This is a genomic window from Citrobacter arsenatis (assembly GCF_004353845.1).
In the GTDB taxonomy this organism is placed as follows: Bacteria; Pseudomonadota; Gammaproteobacteria; order Enterobacterales; family Enterobacteriaceae; genus Citrobacter; species Citrobacter arsenatis.
Map to the genome: position 1 here is coordinate 2,604,642 of NZ_CP037864.1, position 19,398 is coordinate 2,624,039.

A 19,398-nucleotide genomic window follows, 5' to 3' on the forward strand; every position below is an offset into this window, starting at 1 on the left:
TTCTTTTTTAGTTCGCTTCAATCAACTGCGCTACGTCGTTACTGTTAATTTCCCGCGCATTCCCATCCTGATCGGTATAGCTGGTCATTCCCGTGTCTTTATCCAGTTTTGGTTTACCCTGGGTGGTGATGGTTTGTCCACTTTTGGTCGTCATAACGTAATCGGTGGTACACCCTGCCAGGGTAAACAGCATTACGCCAGCACACAGACAGATAAATGGCTTTTTCATGGTATTCCCGTGTTATTCAGTTAGCCGTTGAGGGCGTAGTGTAAGTCCCTGAAGTGGGTCGGGCTACTGGCGGGGTGTAACGAGGCGTATCGTGGGGTTTAGAGAAATGACAGGAGGGGTTTCCCCCTCCCGTTATTTACAGCGCAATACGAATAACATCGTCCGGCTGGGTGGCTTCCTGCTCGCGAGTAGACTTCTGTTTCACGCTGACATACAGGGTCTTACCATCGGCAGAGAGCGCCAGGCTGTTCGGGAATGTTGGGGTCTCGAACGTTTTAACGACTTTATAGCTTTTCGCGTCGATCACGCTCACTTTTCCGGCCTGACGATGGGTCACGTAGGCTTCGTTACGCACTGGGTTAAACAGCACGGCCAGGGATTCCGGCGCAGCGACTTTTGCCAGTACGTTGCCATTACGGGTGTCGATAACCAGCACTTCTGCTGCTTTAGAGTCGGTGACAAAGGCGCGGTTGCCCGCGGTGTCCAGACTCAGGTTGATAAAGAAATGCTCTTTTCCATCATCCAGCAGCTTTTTGCGGCTGAGAATTTTGTTGGTAGTGGTATCAATGGTGATGAATTCACCGTCCGCATTGGCGGTGTACAGGCGTTTAGCCTTGCTGTCGACAGCCAAAGCAGTGCTCATTTTGCCGGTATTTTGAATGGTGTCCTTCAGTTTAATGGCATCACCATCCACCACCCAAATCACGCTCTCTTTACCAATTCCGCTAATGTATACCGTGTTGGTGGCATCATCGGCGACCAGCTCACGCGGCTGCAGCGGGCGAACGTCTTCAGAACGTTTACGTGCATCCAGCACCAGACGTCCTTTCACCGCACCCGTTTTGGCATCCATCGCCGTTACCGCGCTGTTTACCGTGTTGCCGAACCACAGCGTTTGCGTGGCGTTGTTGATGGTGGCGCCAAACGGTTTGAGATCGTTATGAATAACCTGAGTCACTTCAAGGGTGACCGGATCAAGACGGTAAACCACCCCGCCGGTATCCAGTTTGCGGCTCTGTGAGGTCGCCAACCATAGCGCGTTCTCTTGCTGGCTGTACGCCATTTCATAGGCGCCTTTGCCCACGGCTTTGCGCAGCAGTTCTTCTGCAGCCTGCGTAGTAAAAGATGATGCAACAAGCAGTGAACCTAACAGTAAAGAACCACGCAGACGCGGCGAAAACAGATGACGTAAAGACATGACGACTCCCTTTGATAAATTCGTTTGTTACTGCTTCACATAGCTTCAATGAGCAAAATCATGGTTTTGCCTTTTTAATAATGAGAATAGTAATCATTATTCATCGCAAAGTGGAGCACTTCTTCACATATTGACTACAATCGTTTTCATTGCCCGATTAACTCCCGCAATTCAGCAGCGCTAAATTTCAGCTTTTATTTAAAAAAATTCACGCGCTTACCGTCGGTTTTACGGCGTGAGCTTCATTAACTGGCCTTGTTCATGACGATTTTTTCAGCCCGCTATACGGCATTTTATGTTTCTTTTCTGCCTCTCCTGTTCTCACCTTTAGCCCTGGCGGCAAGTGAGACAAACGATCAAACGCTGATCGTAAGTGCGACGCCACAGTCCGTTTCTGAGCTGGATACCCCTGCTGCCGTCAGCGTCGTTGACGGAGAGGATATGCGTCTGGCGACGCCGCGCATTAACCTGTCTGAATCCCTGACCAGCGTCCCGGGCCTGCAGGTGCAAAATCGACAGAACTACGCCCAGGACCTCCAGTTGTCGATCCGTGGATTTGGTTCGCGAACCACTTATGGCATTCGCGGCATTCGTTTATACGTTGATGGCATTCCAGCAACCATGCCGGATGGACAGGGTCAAACATCCAATATCGACATTAGCAGCATACAAAACATTGAGGTTTTACGTGGCCCCTTCTCTGCTCTGTATGGCAATGCGTCCGGCGGGGTGATGAATGTCAGCACAGAAACGGGACATGAGCCGCCCACCATTGAAGCCAGCAGCTATTACGGTAGTTTTGGCACCTGGCGCTACGGTTTAAAGGCCACCGGAGCACTGGGCGATGGGACTCAGCCTGGCGATGTAGATTACACCGTTTCAACAACCCGGTTTACCACCCACGGGTATCGCGATCACAGCAGCGCGCAAAAAAATCTGGCTAACGCCAAGCTGGGCGTACGCATTGACGATACAAGCAAACTGGCCCTGATTTTCAATAGCGTGGACAGTAAAGCCGACGATCCCGGCGGTCTTACCGAGTCGGAATGGCGGGTCGATCCGCAGCAGTCGCCGCGCGCTGAGCAATTCAATACGCGAAAAACCATCAAGCAGACCCAGGCGGGATTGCGCTATGAACGCCAGCTTAGCGTGCAGGATGCGATCAGCATCATGACCTATGCAGGGGAACGTGAAACCACTCAGTATCAGTCGATCCCGATAGACCCGCAGTTAAAACCGTCTCATGCCGGGGGCGTCATTACCCTGCAACGCCATTATCAGGGGATAGACAACCGCTGGACTCATCGGGGTGAGCTGGGCATACCCGTGACCTTCACCACCGGTCTGAATTATGAAAACATGAGCGAAAACCGTAAAGGCTACAATAATTTCCGTCTGGTTGATGGCGTGCCGGAGTATGGGCAGAAAGGCGACTTACGCCGTAACGAACGTAACCTGATGTGGAATGTCGACCCCTATCTGCAATCCCAGTGGCAATTAACGCAGAAGCTCTCACTGGATGCTGGCGTTCGTTACAGTTCAGTGTGGTTTGATTCTAACGATCGCTATATTGCGCCCGGTAATGGAGATGACAGCGGTGACGCCAGCTACCACAAATGGTTACCTGCCGGATCGTTAAAGTACGCTATCACCGATGCCTGGAACGTCTATCTGGCCGCGGGGCGCGGGTTCGAAACGCCGACCATTAACGAACTGTCCTACCGTTCTGACGGCCAAAGTGGGATGAATTTTGCCTTACAGCCTTCAACAAATGACACCATTGAAATCGGCAGCAAAACGCGTATCGGCGACGGATTGTTTACTGCGGCTCTGTTCCAGACCAACACGGACGATGAAATCGTCGTTGAAAGTAATAATGGCGGTCGTACGACCTATAAAAATGCCGGAAAAACCCGCCGTCAGGGAGGTGAGTTATCCTGGGACCAACGCTTTGCAGGAAGCTGGCGCGTAAAAGCGGCATGGACCTGGCTGGATGCAACCTACCGCAGCAACGTCTGTGGCGATCAAAACTGCAACGGCAACCGACTGCCCGGCATTGCACAAAACATGGGATTTGCATCACTGGGCTATGTACCCGATGAAGGTTGGTATGCGGGAGCAGATGTTCGTTATATGGGCGACATTATGGCCAATGATGAAAATACAGCAAAAGCTCCGTCATACACCGTTGTTGGCTTGAATACCGGTTATAAATTTTATTACAGCAGTCTCATGGTAGACCTGTTCGGTCGGGTGGATAATCTGTTTGATAAAACCTATGTCGGCTCGGTGATTGTGAATGAATCAAATGACAGATACTACGAACCAGCGCCAGGACGAAACTATGGCATAGGTATTAATCTGGCCTGGCGTTTTGAGTAAAACTGGCGGGAATGATTCCCGCCATCCATTTTACGCATCGTCAGCAAGACGAATAACCACCTTGCCGAAATTTTTACCAGTCAGCAAACCGATAAAGGTCTGCGGCGCATTTTCCAGACCGTCGGTGATTTGTTCGCGGTAATGGATTTTGCCCTCTTTTACCCAGCGCCCCATCTCCCGCTGAAATTCATGAATGCGGTGGCCGTAATCCTGACCAATAATAAAGCCCTGCATGCGGATACGCTTTTTCAGCAGCGTTGCCATCAGCAACGGTAATCTGTCTGGTCCTGCCGGCAGCGAAGTGGCGTTGTAACCGCTGACCAGTCCGCACAGCGGAATGCGCGCAGAGGTGTTGAGTAACGGCAGGACCGCGTCAAATACCTTACCGCCAACGTTTTCGTAATAAATATCGATACCTTGCGGGCAGGCTTTTGCCAGTTGTTGCGCAAAATCTTGCGCGTGGTGATCGAGACAGACATCAAAGCCCAGCACCTCGGTGGCATGTCGGCATTTCTCTGCCCCGCCTGCAACGCCGATCACCCGGCAGCCTTTGAGCTTACCAATCTGCCCTACCGTTGCGCCAACCGGGCCGGTTGCGGCGGCTACCACCAGCGTTTCTCCCGCTTTTGGCTGACCGATATCCAGCAGCCCCATATAAGCGGTAAAACCCGGCATTCCCATAACACCCAGTGCCCAGGAAGGATGCTCGGGATTATCGCCAAGCTTTACCAGGCCACTACCGTCGGAGATGTCATAATCCTGCCAGCCGCTATAGCTCAGTACCCACTCGCCTGGCTGGTAATCAGGATGGTTGGATGACACCACGCGACTTACGGTTCCGCCCACCATCACGCCGCCAATCTCTACCGGCGGGGAGTAAGATGGCTCATCGCTCATGCGGCCACGCATGTACGGGTCGAGAGAAAGAAAAACGGTACGCAGCAAAACCTGGCCTTCACCCGGCGTTGCCACCTCATCCTCTTCAAGACGGAAATTTTCCGCAACCGGTGCGCCATGCGGACGGGAAGCCAGTACCCAGCGACGGTTACGATTAGTCTGTTGACCCATGATGTGCTCCTCTGCTTTTGGCATGAATCCATCAATAGTAGCAGCCTGTGTCCGCCATTTAGCTGACGACATGATTTAACCGCACAACCAGGTAAACGCAGGGTTGCGCGGTTTCATTGATAAATCGACAGTCATTCGGCGGGCCAAGCTCCAGGCAATCGCCAGCCTGCATTTCATGGCGCACGTCCCCTTCCACAAAAACGAGTTCTCCTTGTTGTAGCCAGATAAGCTGTCTGGCCTGCACGTAGGAGGAAGCTGGCATCGGGATATCGCTTCCAGCGGGCAATTCTATCTGCACCAGATCGATCGGCAGATCGCTACGCGGTGAAACATGGCGGCGCAGATAGTGACTTTGCGGGTCGTGCCAGACGGGCTGGTCTGCGAAGCGCAGCAGCTTGCCCTCCTGCATTTCGGCACGCGCAATCAGCATGGACATGCTGATACCAAAGGCGCCGGAAAGCCTGCCCAGCAGCGTGGCCGTAGGACTGCTCTCACCGCGCTCTATTTTATGGATCATCGCCCGCGACACGCCTGCGCGCTCGGCAAGTTCCGTCAGTGACCAGCCGCGAGATTCCCGCTCAATGCGAATTCTTGCACCGATCCGTTGATTTATGCTGTCTTCAATAGTATTCATATTGTAATACTATAGTGAACAACCCCTGAGGTTCAACATGTCAATTCGATTTGCCAGCAAAGAAGACTGTGCCGCCATTGCAGAAATCTACAACCACGCGGTACTGCATACGGCGGCTATCTGGAACGATCAAACGGTCGATGCCGAAAACCGTATTTCCTGGTATGAAGCCCGCCAGTTGATGGGCTATCCGGTGCTGGTGAGTGAGGAGAATGGCGTGGTCACGGGGTACGCCTCCTTTGGCGACTGGCGTAACTTTGATGGATTCCGCCATACCGTTGAACATTCGGTGTATGTACATCCTGAGCATCAGGGAAAGGGGCTGGGGCGAGCGCTGCTCAGCAGACTGATCGAAGAAGCGCGCGCGTGCGGCAAGCACGTGATGGTGGCGGGCATTGAGTCTCAAAATCAGGCGTCGCTACATCTGCACAGTACGCTGGGTTTTAAAACCACTGCGCAAATGCCGCAGGTTGGCACCAAATTTGGCCGCTGGCTGGATCTGACCTTCATGCAATTACAATTAGACGATCGCCGCGATCCGGATGCCGGCAGATGAATCAGATGCTGACCCTCTCCTTTCTGATTGCCGCAGGTATTGGTCTGGTGGTGCAAAATACCTTAATGGTGCGTATTACGCAGACCTCCTCGACGATCCTCATCGCCATGTTGCTTAACTCGCTGGTCGGGATCGTGCTGTTCGTCAGCATACTGTGGTTTAAGCAAGGTGCGGCGGGGTTTGGCGAACTGGTCTCCAGCGTGCGCTGGTGGACGCTAATCCCAGGTTTGCTGGGATCGTTCTTTGTTTTTGCCAGTATCAGTGGATACCAAAATGTGGGTGCTGCGACCACTATCGCGGTGCTGGTGGCCAGCCAGTTAATCGGCGGGCTGGTGCTGGATATTCTGCGTAGCCACGGCGTACCGCTGCGGGCGCTGGTGGGGCCGGTCTGTGGTGCGGTTCTGCTGGTCGTCGGGGCCTGGCTGGTGGCCAGACGCTCATTTTAATTGCGCTTATCCGGCCTACGGAACGTGCCTGTAGGCCGGATAAGGTGAGAACACCGCCATCCGGCAAGGAAACATCAGAGGATAGAGCCGCCTTTGGTCAACTGCTCGCGACGGGTTTCCATATCCTCTTTATGCTGACGGCCATGATGTGCGATCGCCGTACGCAAACGCTGTTGCTGGGTGTAGCGATCTTCCCGACTCAGCGCGACATCATCGCTGAGTTCGATCAGCAATTCATTCATATGCGTAATGACGCTCTCTTCAATGGCGGCATCAACACGTGCGCTGACCTCATCCAGATGCGACATAATCTCTCCTTAACTCATTAATTTAATTTTGCTTTTGAAAAATCACTGCCCATCAGGCTGACGCTGTATCCGCTGACGTTGCTGCGCGTAGCGTAGAACGTTTTACCGTTTGCCAACGCAATCCACGGCGCCTGCTGGTAGAAAATCTCTTGCGACTGCTGGTAAAGCGCGGCGCGCTCATCAGGTTTACTCACCAGTTTCGCCTTTTGCACCAGCGAATTATACTCTTTATCGCACCAGCGCGCGGCGTTAGATCCGGTTTTAATGCTGTCGCAGCCCAGCAGTACATCGGCGAAATTATCCGGATCGCCGTTGTCTGACATCCAGCCGAACAGCGCGGTGTCATGCTCACCTTTACGCATTCCGGAGAGATATTCGCCCCACTCGTACGACACAATTTTCGCCTTCACGCCAACCTTAGCCCAGTCGCTCTGGATCATCTCGGCAATTCGTCGGGAGTTCGGGTTATATGGGCGCTGAACCGGCATTGACCACAGTGTCGCTTCAAAGCCGTTTTCCAGCCCCGCCTGCTTCAGCAGGTCTTTCGCTTTTTGCGGGTCGTAAGCGTAATCTTTTAGATCTTTATTGAACCCCATCATATTCGGCGGAATTGGTGATTTTGCCACCGTACCGGAACCTAAAAAGACGGCGTTAATAATGGACTTTTTATCGGTCGCGTAGTTTAACGCCTGACGCACCAGCACGTTATCAAACGGTTTTTTCTCGGTATTAAATGCCAGATATCCGACGTTCAGCGCTTCTACCGAATGCAGCGTCAAATCTTTATTCTTTTTAATCTCGTCAAATTGTACGGGGGCTGGCGCCGGGATTATCTGGCATTCATTGGTTTGCAGTTTTGCCAATCGGGTCTGTACGTTTGGCGTGATGGAGAAGATCAGGTGCTTCGTTGGGACGGCGCCATCCCAGTAGTTCGGGTTGGCGAGATAGCGGATTTGTGAATCCTGCTTGTACTGTTGCAACACGTAAGGCCCGGTACCAATCGGCCAGTTATCGACGTTTTCCGGAGTACCTTTTTTCATCATCACGTCGGCATATTCCGCAGAGAGGATGGAGGCAAAATCCATTCCCCAGTCGGCAAGAAACGCGGCGTTAGGTTCATTGAGGACAAACTGAACGTGATAATCATCGACCTTCTTCACTTCCTGAATCAGTTTATCCAGACCGACATCGTTAAAGTATTCGTAGCTTCCCTGAGAAACCTTGTGGTACGGATGATCGGCATCTTTCTGGCGTAATACCGAGAAAATCACATCATCAGCGTTGAAATCACGGGTCGGTTTAAAGAATTTATTACTGTTGAATTTTACGCCCTGACGCAGGGTAAAGGTGTAGGTCTTACCGTCCGGCGAAATCGTCCAATCCGTTGCCAGAGAAGGCACCGGCGTATTTTTTACTGGATCAAAGTTGATGAGCCGGTTGTAGAGCACCTGTGAGCTGGCCACAAACGATGGACCGGAACTGGCGATTTGCGGATTAAATGACTCCGGCGACGCTTCTGAGCAGTAGATGATGGTATCAGTATTGGCCGCGAACGCAGCGCCTGACGGTAAGACGGCGCTGAGCGCCAGCGCGAGTAACGTTTTCCTTGCAATCATGGTTATAAGCCTTCTTATTTTATTATTAACCGAGATATCAGAGCATAGCTGACAAAAACTGACCAATAACAAATCACTATCAGGTTATTCTAATCCGGTGTATTTCGCTGAATAATTCAGCACCACAAGCGGATTAATTTCCCTTAAGTCTTTTTCAAAACGTCAAGATTTTTCCCGGCACTCTATGCCATGAAAATTCGCCCCTTTTTGCCTCTCTTCCGCCGTTTGCTCGCTTTTATAAAACGTAAAGTAGATACGTGAAGAAGTCTAAGGGGTAACAACGTGGCAAAAACTCTCTTGCGCAGCGGCAATTTGGATGACTATCAGGCCGTGGGTGGCGGTGGTCAGGCCGTATTTGATTCAGCATTGCAAATTCGTGAAACGCTTCGTCTGCGTAAGCAGCAGGCGATGGTGGATTGTCTGGCGATCCCACAAATTAACGATAACGGCGATCGGGTGGACTGGTATTCGCCGATTGAAGGCAAAGCCGTTGCGTGGAAAGCCGCTGATGAAGAGGCACGATTTCGTGCACTGCGCTATCTGGGGAGCACGCTGGAAAATGCGGCGGCCCTGAGCCGTAAAAGCCTGCAATCAGGTAAAACCTCCCTGCAGCTGTTTGGCTCACTGCTTGAAAAAGCCATCCAGTTTCCTGGTGAAAACCACGTGTTTCTGGTTGATGGCAAGCCGGTTATTACGTTCTGGGGCTTCGTCAATCTGAATGAAAATCCCCGCGACGACGTACTTGATTGTTTACGCCTTGCCGATATTCCTCCAGTGGTTACCGTAGCGGAGCCTGAGCCGGAAGAAGAACCCCCTGCGGAAATCACCTTCGCCGAAGCCGACGCACCTTTACTGACTCCGATCGTTGAGCTGCCTAAGCCGGTTGAACCTGAACCACAGCCCCCGGTCATTGTTAACGAACCTGAAGTTACACCGCTGCCGACACAGGAAAAGCCCACACGCCGCCTGCCGCTGTGGAGCCTGCCCGTTGCCGCAGTGATCATTGCCGCTATTGTTGGACCACTGCTGTGGAAGCAACAGACTGTCCAGCCGGTAGCCGCAGTCTCCCAAAGTGAAGTTGCTAAGGCAGATGTGGCGCCGCTGCCAGAACTGACATCGGCACTGCCGCTGCATCGGGCTGAAGTGATCCCGGCTGCAAAAAAAGAAAAACCCGTCGAAGGACCGGTGGTGATCGCCGCGATTCCAAAAGATGCGCTGGTGATGGACGCCAACCAGATGAAGGCCGGAACGACGCGTTTTCTCAACGGCAACTGGCGCGTCATGGTTGATGTTAAAGATCCGGTCAGCGGTAAAGCGCCGTCGCTGCGCTATCAGATCCAGGCCAATAAAGGCACTGCGCGCGTGGTGCATGGTGACAACATTGTTTGTCGTGCTGAGATTTTCTCCGGTTTGCATCAGTCAGGTGAATTAATGATTAAGAGTCGCGGCAATGCCCGTTGCACGGACGGGTCTCGTTATCCGATGCCTGAAATTACCTGCAAAGCGGGAACCAATGACGTCGCCGCCTGTACCGCACGTTATGACGATCACGCGGAAATCCCCCTGACGATCAAAAAGATAGGTGCCTGATTTTATGTTGGTGAATCTGTGTGACTACAAACAGAGCGTGACGCTCATCGCCAACAGCGGTGTGCAATTTCTGGATTTTGGCCTGACGCCACAGGAGTCTGCGCAGCATGGCCGCTTTGTGCGCAAAACGGCCAACGGTCCCTTGCTGCGGTTGGATTTCGATCTGACAACAGGACGCTATACCTTGCCAGGCAGCACCGGCGGTCAGCCCGAAGTGGTGAAGCCGGAAAGCACCCATACGCTGCATTATTCGCTGGACGTGCTTGATGGCGTCTGGCTGCCGCTGCCGTTCCTGCGCTTTAACCCGCCGCGTACGTTTGTTGAAGGCCCGGATAACTGGGCGCGCGTACAGGTGCGAAAGCTGGCACAACCTGACAACGCGGGCAACACCCATCGCGTTACCGTGGCGCTGGACAGCCAGCTCACTGAAAATGCCCCTGCGGCGTTAACCCCCAACGAAAATGACCTGCTTAATGGGACGCGGTTTGCGCTGGCCTGGCATGATAACGAAATCGCTGATTTCCTCGACCAGACCTGGATTGACGGCTGGTTGCGCGAATCCTTTATGCATCATGTCACGCAGCATGAGAACCGCTCTGAACAAGAGATCCAGCAGGCGCTGCGTAACTTTGAATACCAGGCGCATTGGTTGAATGTTCTGACCTTGTTAGGCGAACAGCTTTCCGTCCCGGAAGTGAAACTGGTCACGCACACCCTCAGCGCGCCCGCTATTCCGGTGGATCTCATTTTGGATATCGGTAATACCCATACCTGCGGCGTCCTGATTGAAGATCACGGTGATGCCAATGATGGACTGCGCCAGACTGCCGAATTGCAGGTGCGTTCGTTAAGCGAGCCGCAGTTTCTTAACGATCCGCTGTTTACCAGTCGCCTGGAGTTTTCCGAAGCGCGTTTTGGCAAGCAGCACTTTTCCGTTGAGAGCGGTCGTGATGACGCCTTTATCTGGCCGTCGATTGTTCGCGTTGGCGACGAAGCCCGAAAGCTGGCGATGCAGCGCATGGGCACCGAAGGCAGCAGTGGGATCTCCAGCCCGCGCCGTTATCTGTGGGATGAAACGCCGGTGTTGCATGACTGGCGCTTTAGCCAGATGAATGGCAAAACCCAGCGCGAACCGCTGGCTACCGCCTTCCCGTTGATGAACCTGATGAACGATGACGGACAACCGCTGTTCAGCCTGCCGCAGGACGATCGTCTGCCGGTATTCTCACCGCAGTACAGCCGCAGCACGCTGATGACGCATATGCTGTGCGAAATACTGGCCCAGGCACTGGGGCAAATCAACAGCGTGGCGACGCGTTTGCGCCTCGGATTCCCGGCGTCTCCTCGTCAATTGCGAACGCTGATCCTGACCCTGCCGTCGGCGATGCCCAAACAGGAGCGTGAGATTTTCCGCCTGCGCATGTTTGAGGCTGTTGCACTGGTCTGGAAAGCGATGGGTTGGCACCCGCAGGATGAGGATTTCACCACGCGTAAGCAGCAGGAAAAGAGCGTAGTTCCCGTACCTGAGATCCAGATGGAATGGGATGAAGCCAGCTGTGGGCAACTGGTGTGGCTGTATAACGAAGCCATCTCTCACTACGATGGTCACACCGAATCATTCTTTAACGCCCTTGCCCGCCCGGACCGACTGCCGGAACCTGGTGAGATTAAAGGCCGTGCGCTGCGGGTGGCGTCTATCGATATTGGTGGCGGGACAACGGATATGGCCGTCGTCCATTACCAGCTTGATGACGGCGTTGGCGCGAACGTCAAAATCACCCCGCATTTGCTGTTTCGCGAAGGCTTTAAGGTCGCGGGCGATGACATGCTGCTGGACGTGATTCAGCGTTGCGTGTTGCCTGCCCTGCAAACCCACTTACAACAGGCTGGCGTGACCGACGCCGCGGCATTACTGGCCACGCTATTTGGCGATTCCGGGCGCATTGATACTCAGGCGATTCTGCGTCAGCAAACGGCGTTGCAGCTCTTTATGCCGCTCGGTCATGCTGTGCTCTCCGCCTGGGAACAAAGCGATATTAACGATCCGGTAGCCGGGCTACATGCCACCTTTGGCGAACTTCTGAGCCAGCTACCCACGCGCAACGTAATGAATTATATCCAGCAGGCTATCGATCATGCGTTGCCGTCTGGTTCGCCAGCGTTTGATGTTTTGAGCGTGCCGTTACAGGTACAGTTCAGGCAGTTACAGGAAGCGTTACTCGCGGGGCAATTTACCCTAACCTCCCCGCTGCATGCGGTCTGTGAGGCCATTTCACACTATCGCTGCGATATTTTACTAGTGACCGGCAGACCCGCATGCTTGCCGGGCGTACAGGCGTTGATCCGCCATCTGCAGCCCGTTCCGGTTAATCGTATGATCTGGATGGATAACTATCGCGTACATGAATGGTATCCGTTCAGCCAACAGGGGCGGATTGGTAACCCTAAATCCACCGCTGCTGTAGGCGCTATGCTGTGCAGCCTGGCGCTGGATTTGCGCTTGCCGCGCTTTAACTTTAAAGCTGCCGATATCGGTGCTTACTCGACCGTACGTTATCTCGGCGTGCTGGACAATACCGTTAACACGCTTCGCGATGAGAATATCTGGTATCACGATATCGATCTGGATAAGCCCGGCGCCAAGCTGGATACCCGCCTGCACTTCCCGTTGCGCGGCAACGTGACGTTAGGTTTCCGTCAACTCGCAAACAGCCGCTGGCCTGCTACACCGCTGTATACGCTTAGCATAAATTCTGCCGAACTGGCCAAAACCATCGCCGGAGATGGCGTGTTGAATGTACGGCTGCAGCTTCGTGGTGGCAGTAAAGAAAGTGGCCCGGAATGCTTTGTACTGGGCGATGCCTGGTTACAGGATGGCACCCCCGTTGCCGCCAATGCCTTAACGTTAAAACTGAATACGCTGGCAGACCGTCGCCATAGCGGTAGCCATTACTGGATTGATAGCGGGAGCGTGTACCTGAAATGAGTAAGAAGTTAAACACCGCGCAGGCCGCCATCGAGTGGGTATCTGACACCCGCCAACATTCGGCGCGTCTTGATGATGAAGCCGATGCCCTGCTGGCACAGCTCACGCTAGCCGCCGTGCATGAATCGACGCTGAAGACGGCTTTTTCATCACAAGGATGCGTTGGGCTATACGGACATTCGCAATCGGCGAAAGCGCACCTGCTCTCGGCACTGTGCAGCAACGCCAATGGCAAAGTGAACATCGTGACCCCGGATCGCAGTTTTGATTACTTTTCGCATATAAATCCCGGTCATGCGCCGACCAATATGGCAGTCCGCTTTACACGCGATGAACATCCGCTCGATAGTGAATGGCCATTGCGTCTGCGGCTACTCAGTGAAGCCGAACTGGTACAGCTTTTTATTACCCAGTTCTGTGCGCTCCCGGACAACCGCCAGGTTGAAAAATCGATTATTGAGGCGCGTCTGGAAAAATGGCAAACGCTGCGTCAGCGTCATCCGGTAGCAGGTATTACCGCGCATGATGTCGTGACGATTGGCCGTTTCTGGCGCTCCTGCGTACCGGCTAACCAACAGCAAATAGACGATGCGCTATGGCAACAGTTTGCCACGCTGCTACCGGCACTGGATCTGACTACCCGGGCAAGCGCCTGGGCGTTACTGTGGGGAGAACAACCAGAACTCACGCAACAGTGGTTAGCGCTGGCGCATACGCTGCAGCAAACCGGAAACGCGCAAGAACTCGCGGCTCCGCTGAGCCTGCTGGTTGACCATTTTGGCTTACCTGCCGAGAGTTTCCTGACTCAGGCGGCCTTGACCGGCAATGAGGCGCAAAGCGATGTGGTGGTTCATCCTATTGAAAACCACCAGTTGCTCAATGCCGTCAGTCTCTCTCAGGCGTCACTGGCGCTGCTGACGCGCGAGCTGGTCCTGACGGTTGAAGACGCCGTACTGGAGAGTGTCGATCTGCTCGATATTCCCCTCGCCCCGGATGCGCATTCCCATCCTCTGTGGCAGGCAAAACTGGGCTGGATGCTGGAACATTATCGCCAGCATCTGCAACCGGATGTGCTGTTAATTTGTAATGCGATATCTATCCGCTCCCAGACGCCAGCCATCACCCGCAAGCTGCTGGGCTGGGTGAACGATACTCAACCCGTCCACGACGCCGCATTGCCAGGCGTGGTCTGGGCCATTACCCCGCAGGATGCGCGGTTTAGCACCCAGCAAAATCTTGATGAATCCGTGCAGCAATTAATGGGCAAACCCGGACTGCACTGGGGCACGCTGCAGGCGCTGGATAAACACAGCTTACAACGCCTCGTCGAATGGCTGACTCAGGCTACCTCACCACAGCAGCGCCAGGCCAGGCTGACCTCCCTGCGTGAACAGCATCAGCAGCGCGTACGCGAAACCCTGATCGGCTGGATTCATCCCGGTGAGACCGAATCAGCAAGCAATGAGTCAGTGATCCGCCAGCTACAGGCTCAGGCGGCAAAGCATGGCGAACTCCTGGATGGTTTGCTCCCGCCAATGCGCCTTTTTGAGTCGCTGTTGCGGGTTCAGCAGCCGCGTGAGGAACAGGTAAGCGGGTTATTTAATGACGAGATCGACCTGTTTGCCGAGGTGCACGACACACAGCACTCGCCGGAAAGCAAAGAGAGCGGATATCAGGCGCACAAAATGTGGGTTAACCACGTGCGCCAGTGGTGTCGCGATGAAAATAACGCTCGCCGTTTACGTCTCGAACCGCGTACGTTAAGGCAGGTTGCCGATATCCTCGTCACCACCAGCTATCGGCTGGAGATGCCGCTACGCTTACAGCGCATTATGCAGCACGAAAATGTCTGCGCCGCGCAGCTTCACGCCGATATTGGTGATTTTATTACCTGGCTTGGATTTGCCGATGTAGCCGAGGAACAGCGCCCTGCCAGCAGGATCCAAAAAGGATCGGCTATTTTTAGCGCGCCAAAGCAGCAGCCGATGGTACGCCTGACGAAGCTGGATGAACAACCTTCGCACGGCGCTAGCCGTTACGTTTACGACTGGCTGGTTGCGTTGTATACACGCGCCAATGAAAACGTGGGATATCAGCATCCGCAGGACGTCAGCGACGCCGATAAAAAACGATTAGATGCCCTGCTTTTCTCCTGAAACGGCGTTAACGCCGTTATCAGAACAGAGAAAACATTAGCGCGACGGGAAAACTCATCGGCCAGGTCGCCCCAACCAATACCGCACTGAGAAAGCGAATTCGCTTTTTATCGCGGGAAAGAAACCAGGTGATGATTGCCGTGATAGCGGCCATCACCGCATAAAAAACCAACATTTTTTGGTACAGAGACATGTAAGGCGTCCGGGCCGAAAGGTAAAATCGCGCGCAATATGCTCTTTTTCATGACCCACATCAAGTTTTATTAATTATTTTAAGAGAAACGGTCATAAAACAACCCATTTTCATTATGTTCAGAATTCGTACTATTGCGGATAGTTATAAGCCGTACTATACCCATAAGGGTTAAAACGAAAGGTGGCAAAAATGAATGTTTCCAGTAAAACTGTGGTGCTGATAAATATATTTGCTGCTGTAGGACTTTTCAGTCTGATATCCGCAAGGTTCGGCTGGTTTGCTTGATGTAATTCTTCTTGATTAATTGCAGCGTCCACTGGCAGAGAGGGTCTTCTCTCTGCCATTAGTACGCGATCTTCCCACTCTCCCTCCGTCGGGTAAATTATCCTTAGTATGTAATACCCCTATTCCTTCTGCGGCATTATGTTGCCCGAATAACGGCTTGGCGTTGTGCCGGTATGTTGATGGAAGAAAGCGATAAAAGCACTATCACTGACAAATTGCAGATATTGCGCCACCTGGCTGATATGACAGCCGTCAGCCAGCATCTCCATGGCTTTTAACAACCTAAACTGCTGTCGCCAGCTTTGATAATTCATCCCGGTATCTCGGGTAAATATTCGACCGATCGTCCTCTCGCATGCCCCAACCCGTTGGGACAATTGATTCAGTCGCGGTGGCAATTCTCCCATGCGCAATCCCTCTAGCCACAGGCTCAGCCGCGGGTCTGAAGGAAACCGCAACGTCCAGTTTTCACTGCAGGCGGCACGCATTTCCTCACAAAAGACGGTGATGAGGCTGGACTGCTGCGCGGCAGGCATATCCCATGACCAGAAGGCCATACGTTCTATCACTTCAAAAAAGAGAGGGTTAACTTCGACTATCTGCAGCGGTAACTCAGATAACGGCAATGTGGTTGAAAAGTACAAAGAACGATACGCCATTACCCCACGCATTATGGCGCGATGTACCGTACCGGCCGGGATCCAAACCGCACGCCGTGGCGGTAGCAGACACAGGGCCTGCTCCAGCTCGATCGTAATGCTCCCTGCGGCAGAGAAAAGTAGCTGATGACGAAGGTGGCTATGCCGCCCAGAATCGTGTACGCCCATATCAGAGGCAATCCCGATAACCGGTTTATCAAAGCTATCCGCATCGAAATCATCATCCGGGGCAATTTTCATTATCTGTCCGATATTTGATATTTAAAGTCCTCATAATGGTAATGCGACACATCCCATTCAGCAATAATGCCCGCCTGTTTTATGTCTTTGGATATTGTATGAACACGTTTCGTCGCCCGCCGTTGTGGCTTCTCACGCTACTGATTATGTTTCCACAACTGGTGGAAACCATTTACAGCCCGGCATTGCCAGGTATCGCCACGTCTTTTCACATAAGCAGTGAGCGCGCGGCGCAAACACTTTCCGTTTATTTTGTTGCCTTCGCCGTCGGCGTGGCGTTGTGGGGTTGGCTAAGCGACTGCATCGGACGACGTTTGGCGATGCAGGCTGGACTTATCTGCTATGGAACAGGTTGCGCATTGGCCGTTGTTACCACCGACTTCAGTATTTTGCTGCTGGCGCGGATGATCTCCGCCATCGGCGCGGCCGCCGGGTCAGTGGTAGTACAAACCATGCTAAGGGACAGTTATGAGTCAACCGCACTATCCCGCGTCTTTTCTGTGATGGGCGCCGCGCTGGCATTGAGTCCGGTTTTCGGCCTGCTGAGCGGCGGTTGGCTGGTTAGCCTGTACGGTCATACCGGTGTATTTGTTGCTCTGGTGCTGCTGGCGCTGCTACTGCTGATACTGACAGCGGCTGTGCTGCCAGAAACCCGGCCCGAGCATACGCTCACGCCTGAGCTTGCTGCGCTGCTCTCCCGCATGGTGCGAGACAGTGAGCTGTGGAAAAACGCCATGCTGGTTGCCCTCCTGAACACCATGCTGTTTAGCTATTACAGCCTGGCGCCGTTTCTTTTCGGGCAATTAGGATGGAACGCCAGAGCCTTTGGCTGGACGGGCGCGTTGCTTGCGTTTGCGTCACTGTCGGGGAGTCTGCTGAACCGGAAATTGTTAACGGCAGGTCTGACGCCGGAACAACTGGTACGTTATGCCTGTACGCTGGCAGCATTGTCAGGACTGGTCGCGTGGTGGCTACAGCACTGCGCGCTGATCCTGCTGCCTGTGTTCGGCGTGGTGTTAGCCTATGGAATCGCGATTCCCAATGTGCTGAGCCAGGCGCTGCGTCACTACCGTGCACAGGCGGGGACCGCCGGTGCTTTGTTCGGATTAAGCTATTACCTGTTACTGGGAATGATGCTGGGGTTGGCAGGCATGGTGCAACAGTTGGGGCTGGTACTGAGCGTCTGTGCGTTACTCGCCTGGCTTTGCAGCTTGCGCCGCTGATAACCGGGCGGTAAGCCAGAAAGCACAAAGCCCCGACAGTAAGCCGGGGCTTTGTTGTATCAATTAGCCTGACCTCGCGGATATTTCCAACTTACCGCCGTCCGATGGCGACGAGGCCAGTGCCGCGAATAGTATAGACACACGTTTGCCAGTATTTAGCTATCCGTGCCCCTTTTACCGCTCGCACTTAAGATATTACTCATGCTTGATCATGACATGGCGAACAATCGTGTAATCCTCCAGTCCATAAACCGACATATCCTTGCCATAACCAGACTGTTTCTGCCCGCCGTGCGGCATCTCGCTGACCAACGTGAAGTGGGTATTGACCCAGGTGCAACCATACTGCAGGCGAGCGCTAAAGCGATGCGCGCGCCCCACATCCCGGGTCCAGACTGAGGATGCCAGTCCGTATTTCGAATCGTTAGCCCACGCCAGCACCTGATCTTCATCTTCAAATACGGTTACGCTGACCACCGGGCCAAAAACTTCCCGCTGCACGATGGCATCGTCTTGCCTGGCTCCGGCCAGCAGCGTCGGGGCAAAGTAGTAGCCTGCGCCATCCACTTTTTTACCACCGGTGATGACTTTGATATGCCCTAGCGCTTTGGCCTCATCGACCGCTTTCGTCACGCGGTCAAGATGCGCCTGCGAGCTCACCGGTCCCAGCTCGGTCGATTCGTCATTCGGTGCGCCGATTTTCAGGCTGGCAACCGCCGCGCCGAGTTTCTCGACCAGCGCGTCATAAATGCCTTTCTGGGCATAGATTCGACAAGCCGCTGTACAGTCTTGTCCGGCGTTGTAATAGCCAAAGGTCCGTACGCCGCTCACCACAGCATCCAGATCGGCATCATCAAAAATGATAACCGGGGCTTTGCCGCCCAGTTCCATATGCGTGCGCTTAATCGAAGGCGCGGTATGCTGGATAATGTGTTCACCGGTGGCAATGGAGCCGGTCAGAGAAACCATCCGGACTTTTTCATGACCGGTCAGCGGGTCGCCTACCGTTTTACCGCGGCCAAACAGCACGTTGATAACGCCAGCCGGATAAATATCTTTGGCAAATTCAGCCAGTTTAAGCGCCGTCAGCGGGGTAATTTCTGACGGTTTAATCACCACACAGTTACCCGCCGCCAGTGCCGGCGCCAGCTTCCACGCCGCCATCATCAACGGGTAGTTCCACGGCGCAATAGAAGCCACTACGCCCAGCGGATCGCGGCGAATCATCGACGTATGCCCTTCCAGATACTCTCCGGCCGCCTGTCCCTGCAGGGTACGAGCCGCCCCGGCAAAAAAGCGGAAAACGTCGACAATTGCCGGAATTTCATCGTTGAGGACGCAGTGCAACGGCTTACCGCAGTTGAGTGATTCCAGCTCTGCGAAGGTTTGCGCGTTATCGGCGATAGCATCCGCCAGTTTCAGCAGCAATTCGGAACGAACTTTTGGCGTGGTTTGTCCCCAGGTGGCAAATGCGCTGTCGGCTGCGCGTACCGCGGCATCAACCTGCACGGCTGACGCCTCGGCAATCTCCAGAATAAGTTCACCAGTGGCAGGGTTATAGACTGGCTGCTTTTCACCTTCACCGTTGACCAGCTCGCCATTAATCAGTAATTGATGTTGCATAGC

At 53.7% G+C, this 19,398-nt stretch carries 17 protein-coding genes; 8 read left to right on the plus strand and 9 right to left on the minus strand.

All coding sequences use genetic code 11. The features are described 5' to 3' along the window. Positions 1–7: 7 nt before the first annotated feature. The gene (locus E1B03_RS13560) at positions 8–229 is read right to left on the minus strand and encodes a YgdI/YgdR family lipoprotein (RefSeq protein WP_003020157.1); all 222 of its coding nucleotides are present in this window, start codon (positions 227–229) and stop codon (positions 8–10) included. A 136-nt stretch (positions 230–365) separates the two neighbouring features. After that, positions 366–1,427: a 7-bladed beta-propeller protein YncE gene (gene yncE / locus E1B03_RS13565; RefSeq protein WP_103770635.1), complete on the minus strand. Its 1,062-nt coding sequence runs from the start codon at positions 1,425–1,427 to the stop codon at positions 366–368. A 261-nt stretch (positions 1,428–1,688) separates the two neighbouring features. Here yncE and pqqU point away from each other — a divergent pair, with 261 nt between their 5' ends. Next, entirely contained in the window at positions 1,689–3,809 is a 2,121-nt protein-coding gene (gene pqqU / locus E1B03_RS13570) for a TonB-dependent receptor PqqU (RefSeq protein WP_103770636.1), read from the plus strand. A 30-nt stretch (positions 3,810–3,839) separates the two neighbouring features. On the opposite strand, the gene E1B03_RS13575 is transcribed toward pqqU, so the two are convergent. Both E1B03_RS13575 and E1B03_RS13580 read right to left on the minus strand, forming a co-directional pair. After that, on the minus strand, positions 3,840–4,877 hold the full coding sequence (locus E1B03_RS13575) for an NADP-dependent oxidoreductase (protein WP_133086390.1): 1,038 nt from the start codon (positions 4,875–4,877) through the stop codon (positions 3,840–3,842). Between the two features lie 58 nt (positions 4,878–4,935). After that, a complete protein-coding gene (locus E1B03_RS13580; RefSeq protein ID WP_103770638.1) occupies positions 4,936–5,511 on the minus strand; it encodes a helix-turn-helix domain-containing protein in 576 nt (191 codons plus the stop codon). A gap of 37 nt (positions 5,512–5,548) precedes the next feature. On the opposite strand from E1B03_RS13580, the gene E1B03_RS13585 reads away from it, so the two are divergent. Both E1B03_RS13585 and E1B03_RS13590 read left to right on the plus strand, forming a co-directional pair. Further along, the gene (locus tag E1B03_RS13585; RefSeq protein WP_103770639.1) at positions 5,549–6,067 is read left to right on the plus strand and encodes a GNAT family N-acetyltransferase; all 519 of its coding nucleotides are present in this window, start codon (positions 5,549–5,551) and stop codon (positions 6,065–6,067) included. Beyond that, the gene (locus tag E1B03_RS13590) at positions 6,064–6,513 is read left to right on the plus strand and encodes a DMT family transporter (protein WP_103770640.1); all 450 of its coding nucleotides are present in this window, start codon (positions 6,064–6,066) and stop codon (positions 6,511–6,513) included. The genes E1B03_RS13585 and E1B03_RS13590 overlap by 4 nt, the downstream gene beginning before the upstream one ends. A gap of 74 nt (positions 6,514–6,587) precedes the next feature. Here the strand turns inward: E1B03_RS13590 and E1B03_RS13595 are convergent, their stop codons facing one another. Then, a complete protein-coding gene (locus E1B03_RS13595) occupies positions 6,588–6,821 on the minus strand; it encodes a YdcY family protein (RefSeq protein ID WP_103770641.1) in 234 nt (77 codons plus the stop codon). 17 nt (positions 6,822–6,838) lie between these two features. After that, on the minus strand, positions 6,839–8,437 hold the full coding sequence (locus tag E1B03_RS13600; protein WP_103770642.1) for an ABC transporter substrate-binding protein: 1,599 nt from the start codon (positions 8,435–8,437) through the stop codon (positions 6,839–6,841). Between the two features lie 282 nt (positions 8,438–8,719). On the opposite strand from E1B03_RS13600, the gene E1B03_RS13605 reads away from it, so the two are divergent. The 3 genes from E1B03_RS13605 to E1B03_RS13615 are packed head-to-tail and all read left to right on the plus strand — an operon-like array spanning position 8,720 to position 15,169. Then, positions 8,720–10,027 carry an SrfA family protein gene (locus E1B03_RS13605; protein WP_133086391.1) on the plus strand — a complete coding sequence of 436 codons (1,308 nt, stop codon included), beginning with the start codon at positions 8,720–8,722 and terminating at the stop codon, positions 10,025–10,027. Between the two features lie 4 nt (positions 10,028–10,031). After that, the gene (locus E1B03_RS13610) at positions 10,032–13,013 is read left to right on the plus strand and encodes a virulence factor SrfB (RefSeq protein WP_133086392.1); all 2,982 of its coding nucleotides are present in this window, start codon (positions 10,032–10,034) and stop codon (positions 13,011–13,013) included. After that, positions 13,010–15,169 (plus strand): virulence factor SrfC family protein, encoded by a 2,160-nt coding sequence (locus tag E1B03_RS13615; RefSeq protein WP_133086393.1) that lies wholly within the window; start codon positions 13,010–13,012, stop codon positions 15,167–15,169. Before E1B03_RS13610 ends, E1B03_RS13615 begins: the two co-directional genes overlap by 4 nt. Positions 15,170–15,188: 19 nt before the next feature. On the opposite strand, the gene E1B03_RS13620 is transcribed toward E1B03_RS13615, so the two are convergent. Then, entirely contained in the window at positions 15,189–15,362 is a 174-nt protein-coding gene (locus tag E1B03_RS13620) for a GhoT/OrtT family toxin (RefSeq protein WP_016153148.1), read from the minus strand. Between the two features lie 192 nt (positions 15,363–15,554). Between E1B03_RS13620 and yncL the strand changes: the two genes are divergently transcribed. Continuing rightward, positions 15,555–15,650: a stress response membrane protein YncL gene (yncL, locus tag E1B03_RS13625; RefSeq protein WP_071524268.1), complete on the plus strand. Its 96-nt coding sequence runs from the start codon at positions 15,555–15,557 to the stop codon at positions 15,648–15,650. Positions 15,651–15,769: 119 nt separating this feature from the next. Here yncL and E1B03_RS13630 read toward each other — a convergent pair whose 3' ends face one another. Next, positions 15,770–16,549: an AraC family transcriptional regulator gene (locus tag E1B03_RS13630; protein ID WP_133086394.1), complete on the minus strand. Its 780-nt coding sequence runs from the start codon at positions 16,547–16,549 to the stop codon at positions 15,770–15,772. Between the two features lie 98 nt (positions 16,550–16,647). On the opposite strand from E1B03_RS13630, the gene E1B03_RS13635 reads away from it, so the two are divergent. Further along, the gene (locus tag E1B03_RS13635; protein ID WP_133086395.1) at positions 16,648–17,772 is read left to right on the plus strand and encodes an MFS transporter; all 1,125 of its coding nucleotides are present in this window, start codon (positions 16,648–16,650) and stop codon (positions 17,770–17,772) included. 195 nt (positions 17,773–17,967) lie between these two features. On the opposite strand, the gene patD is transcribed toward E1B03_RS13635, so the two are convergent. Continuing rightward, a complete protein-coding gene (patD, locus tag E1B03_RS13640; RefSeq protein WP_133086396.1) occupies positions 17,968–19,395 on the minus strand; it encodes an aminobutyraldehyde dehydrogenase in 1,428 nt (475 codons plus the stop codon). Positions 19,396–19,398 lie beyond the last annotated feature (3 nt).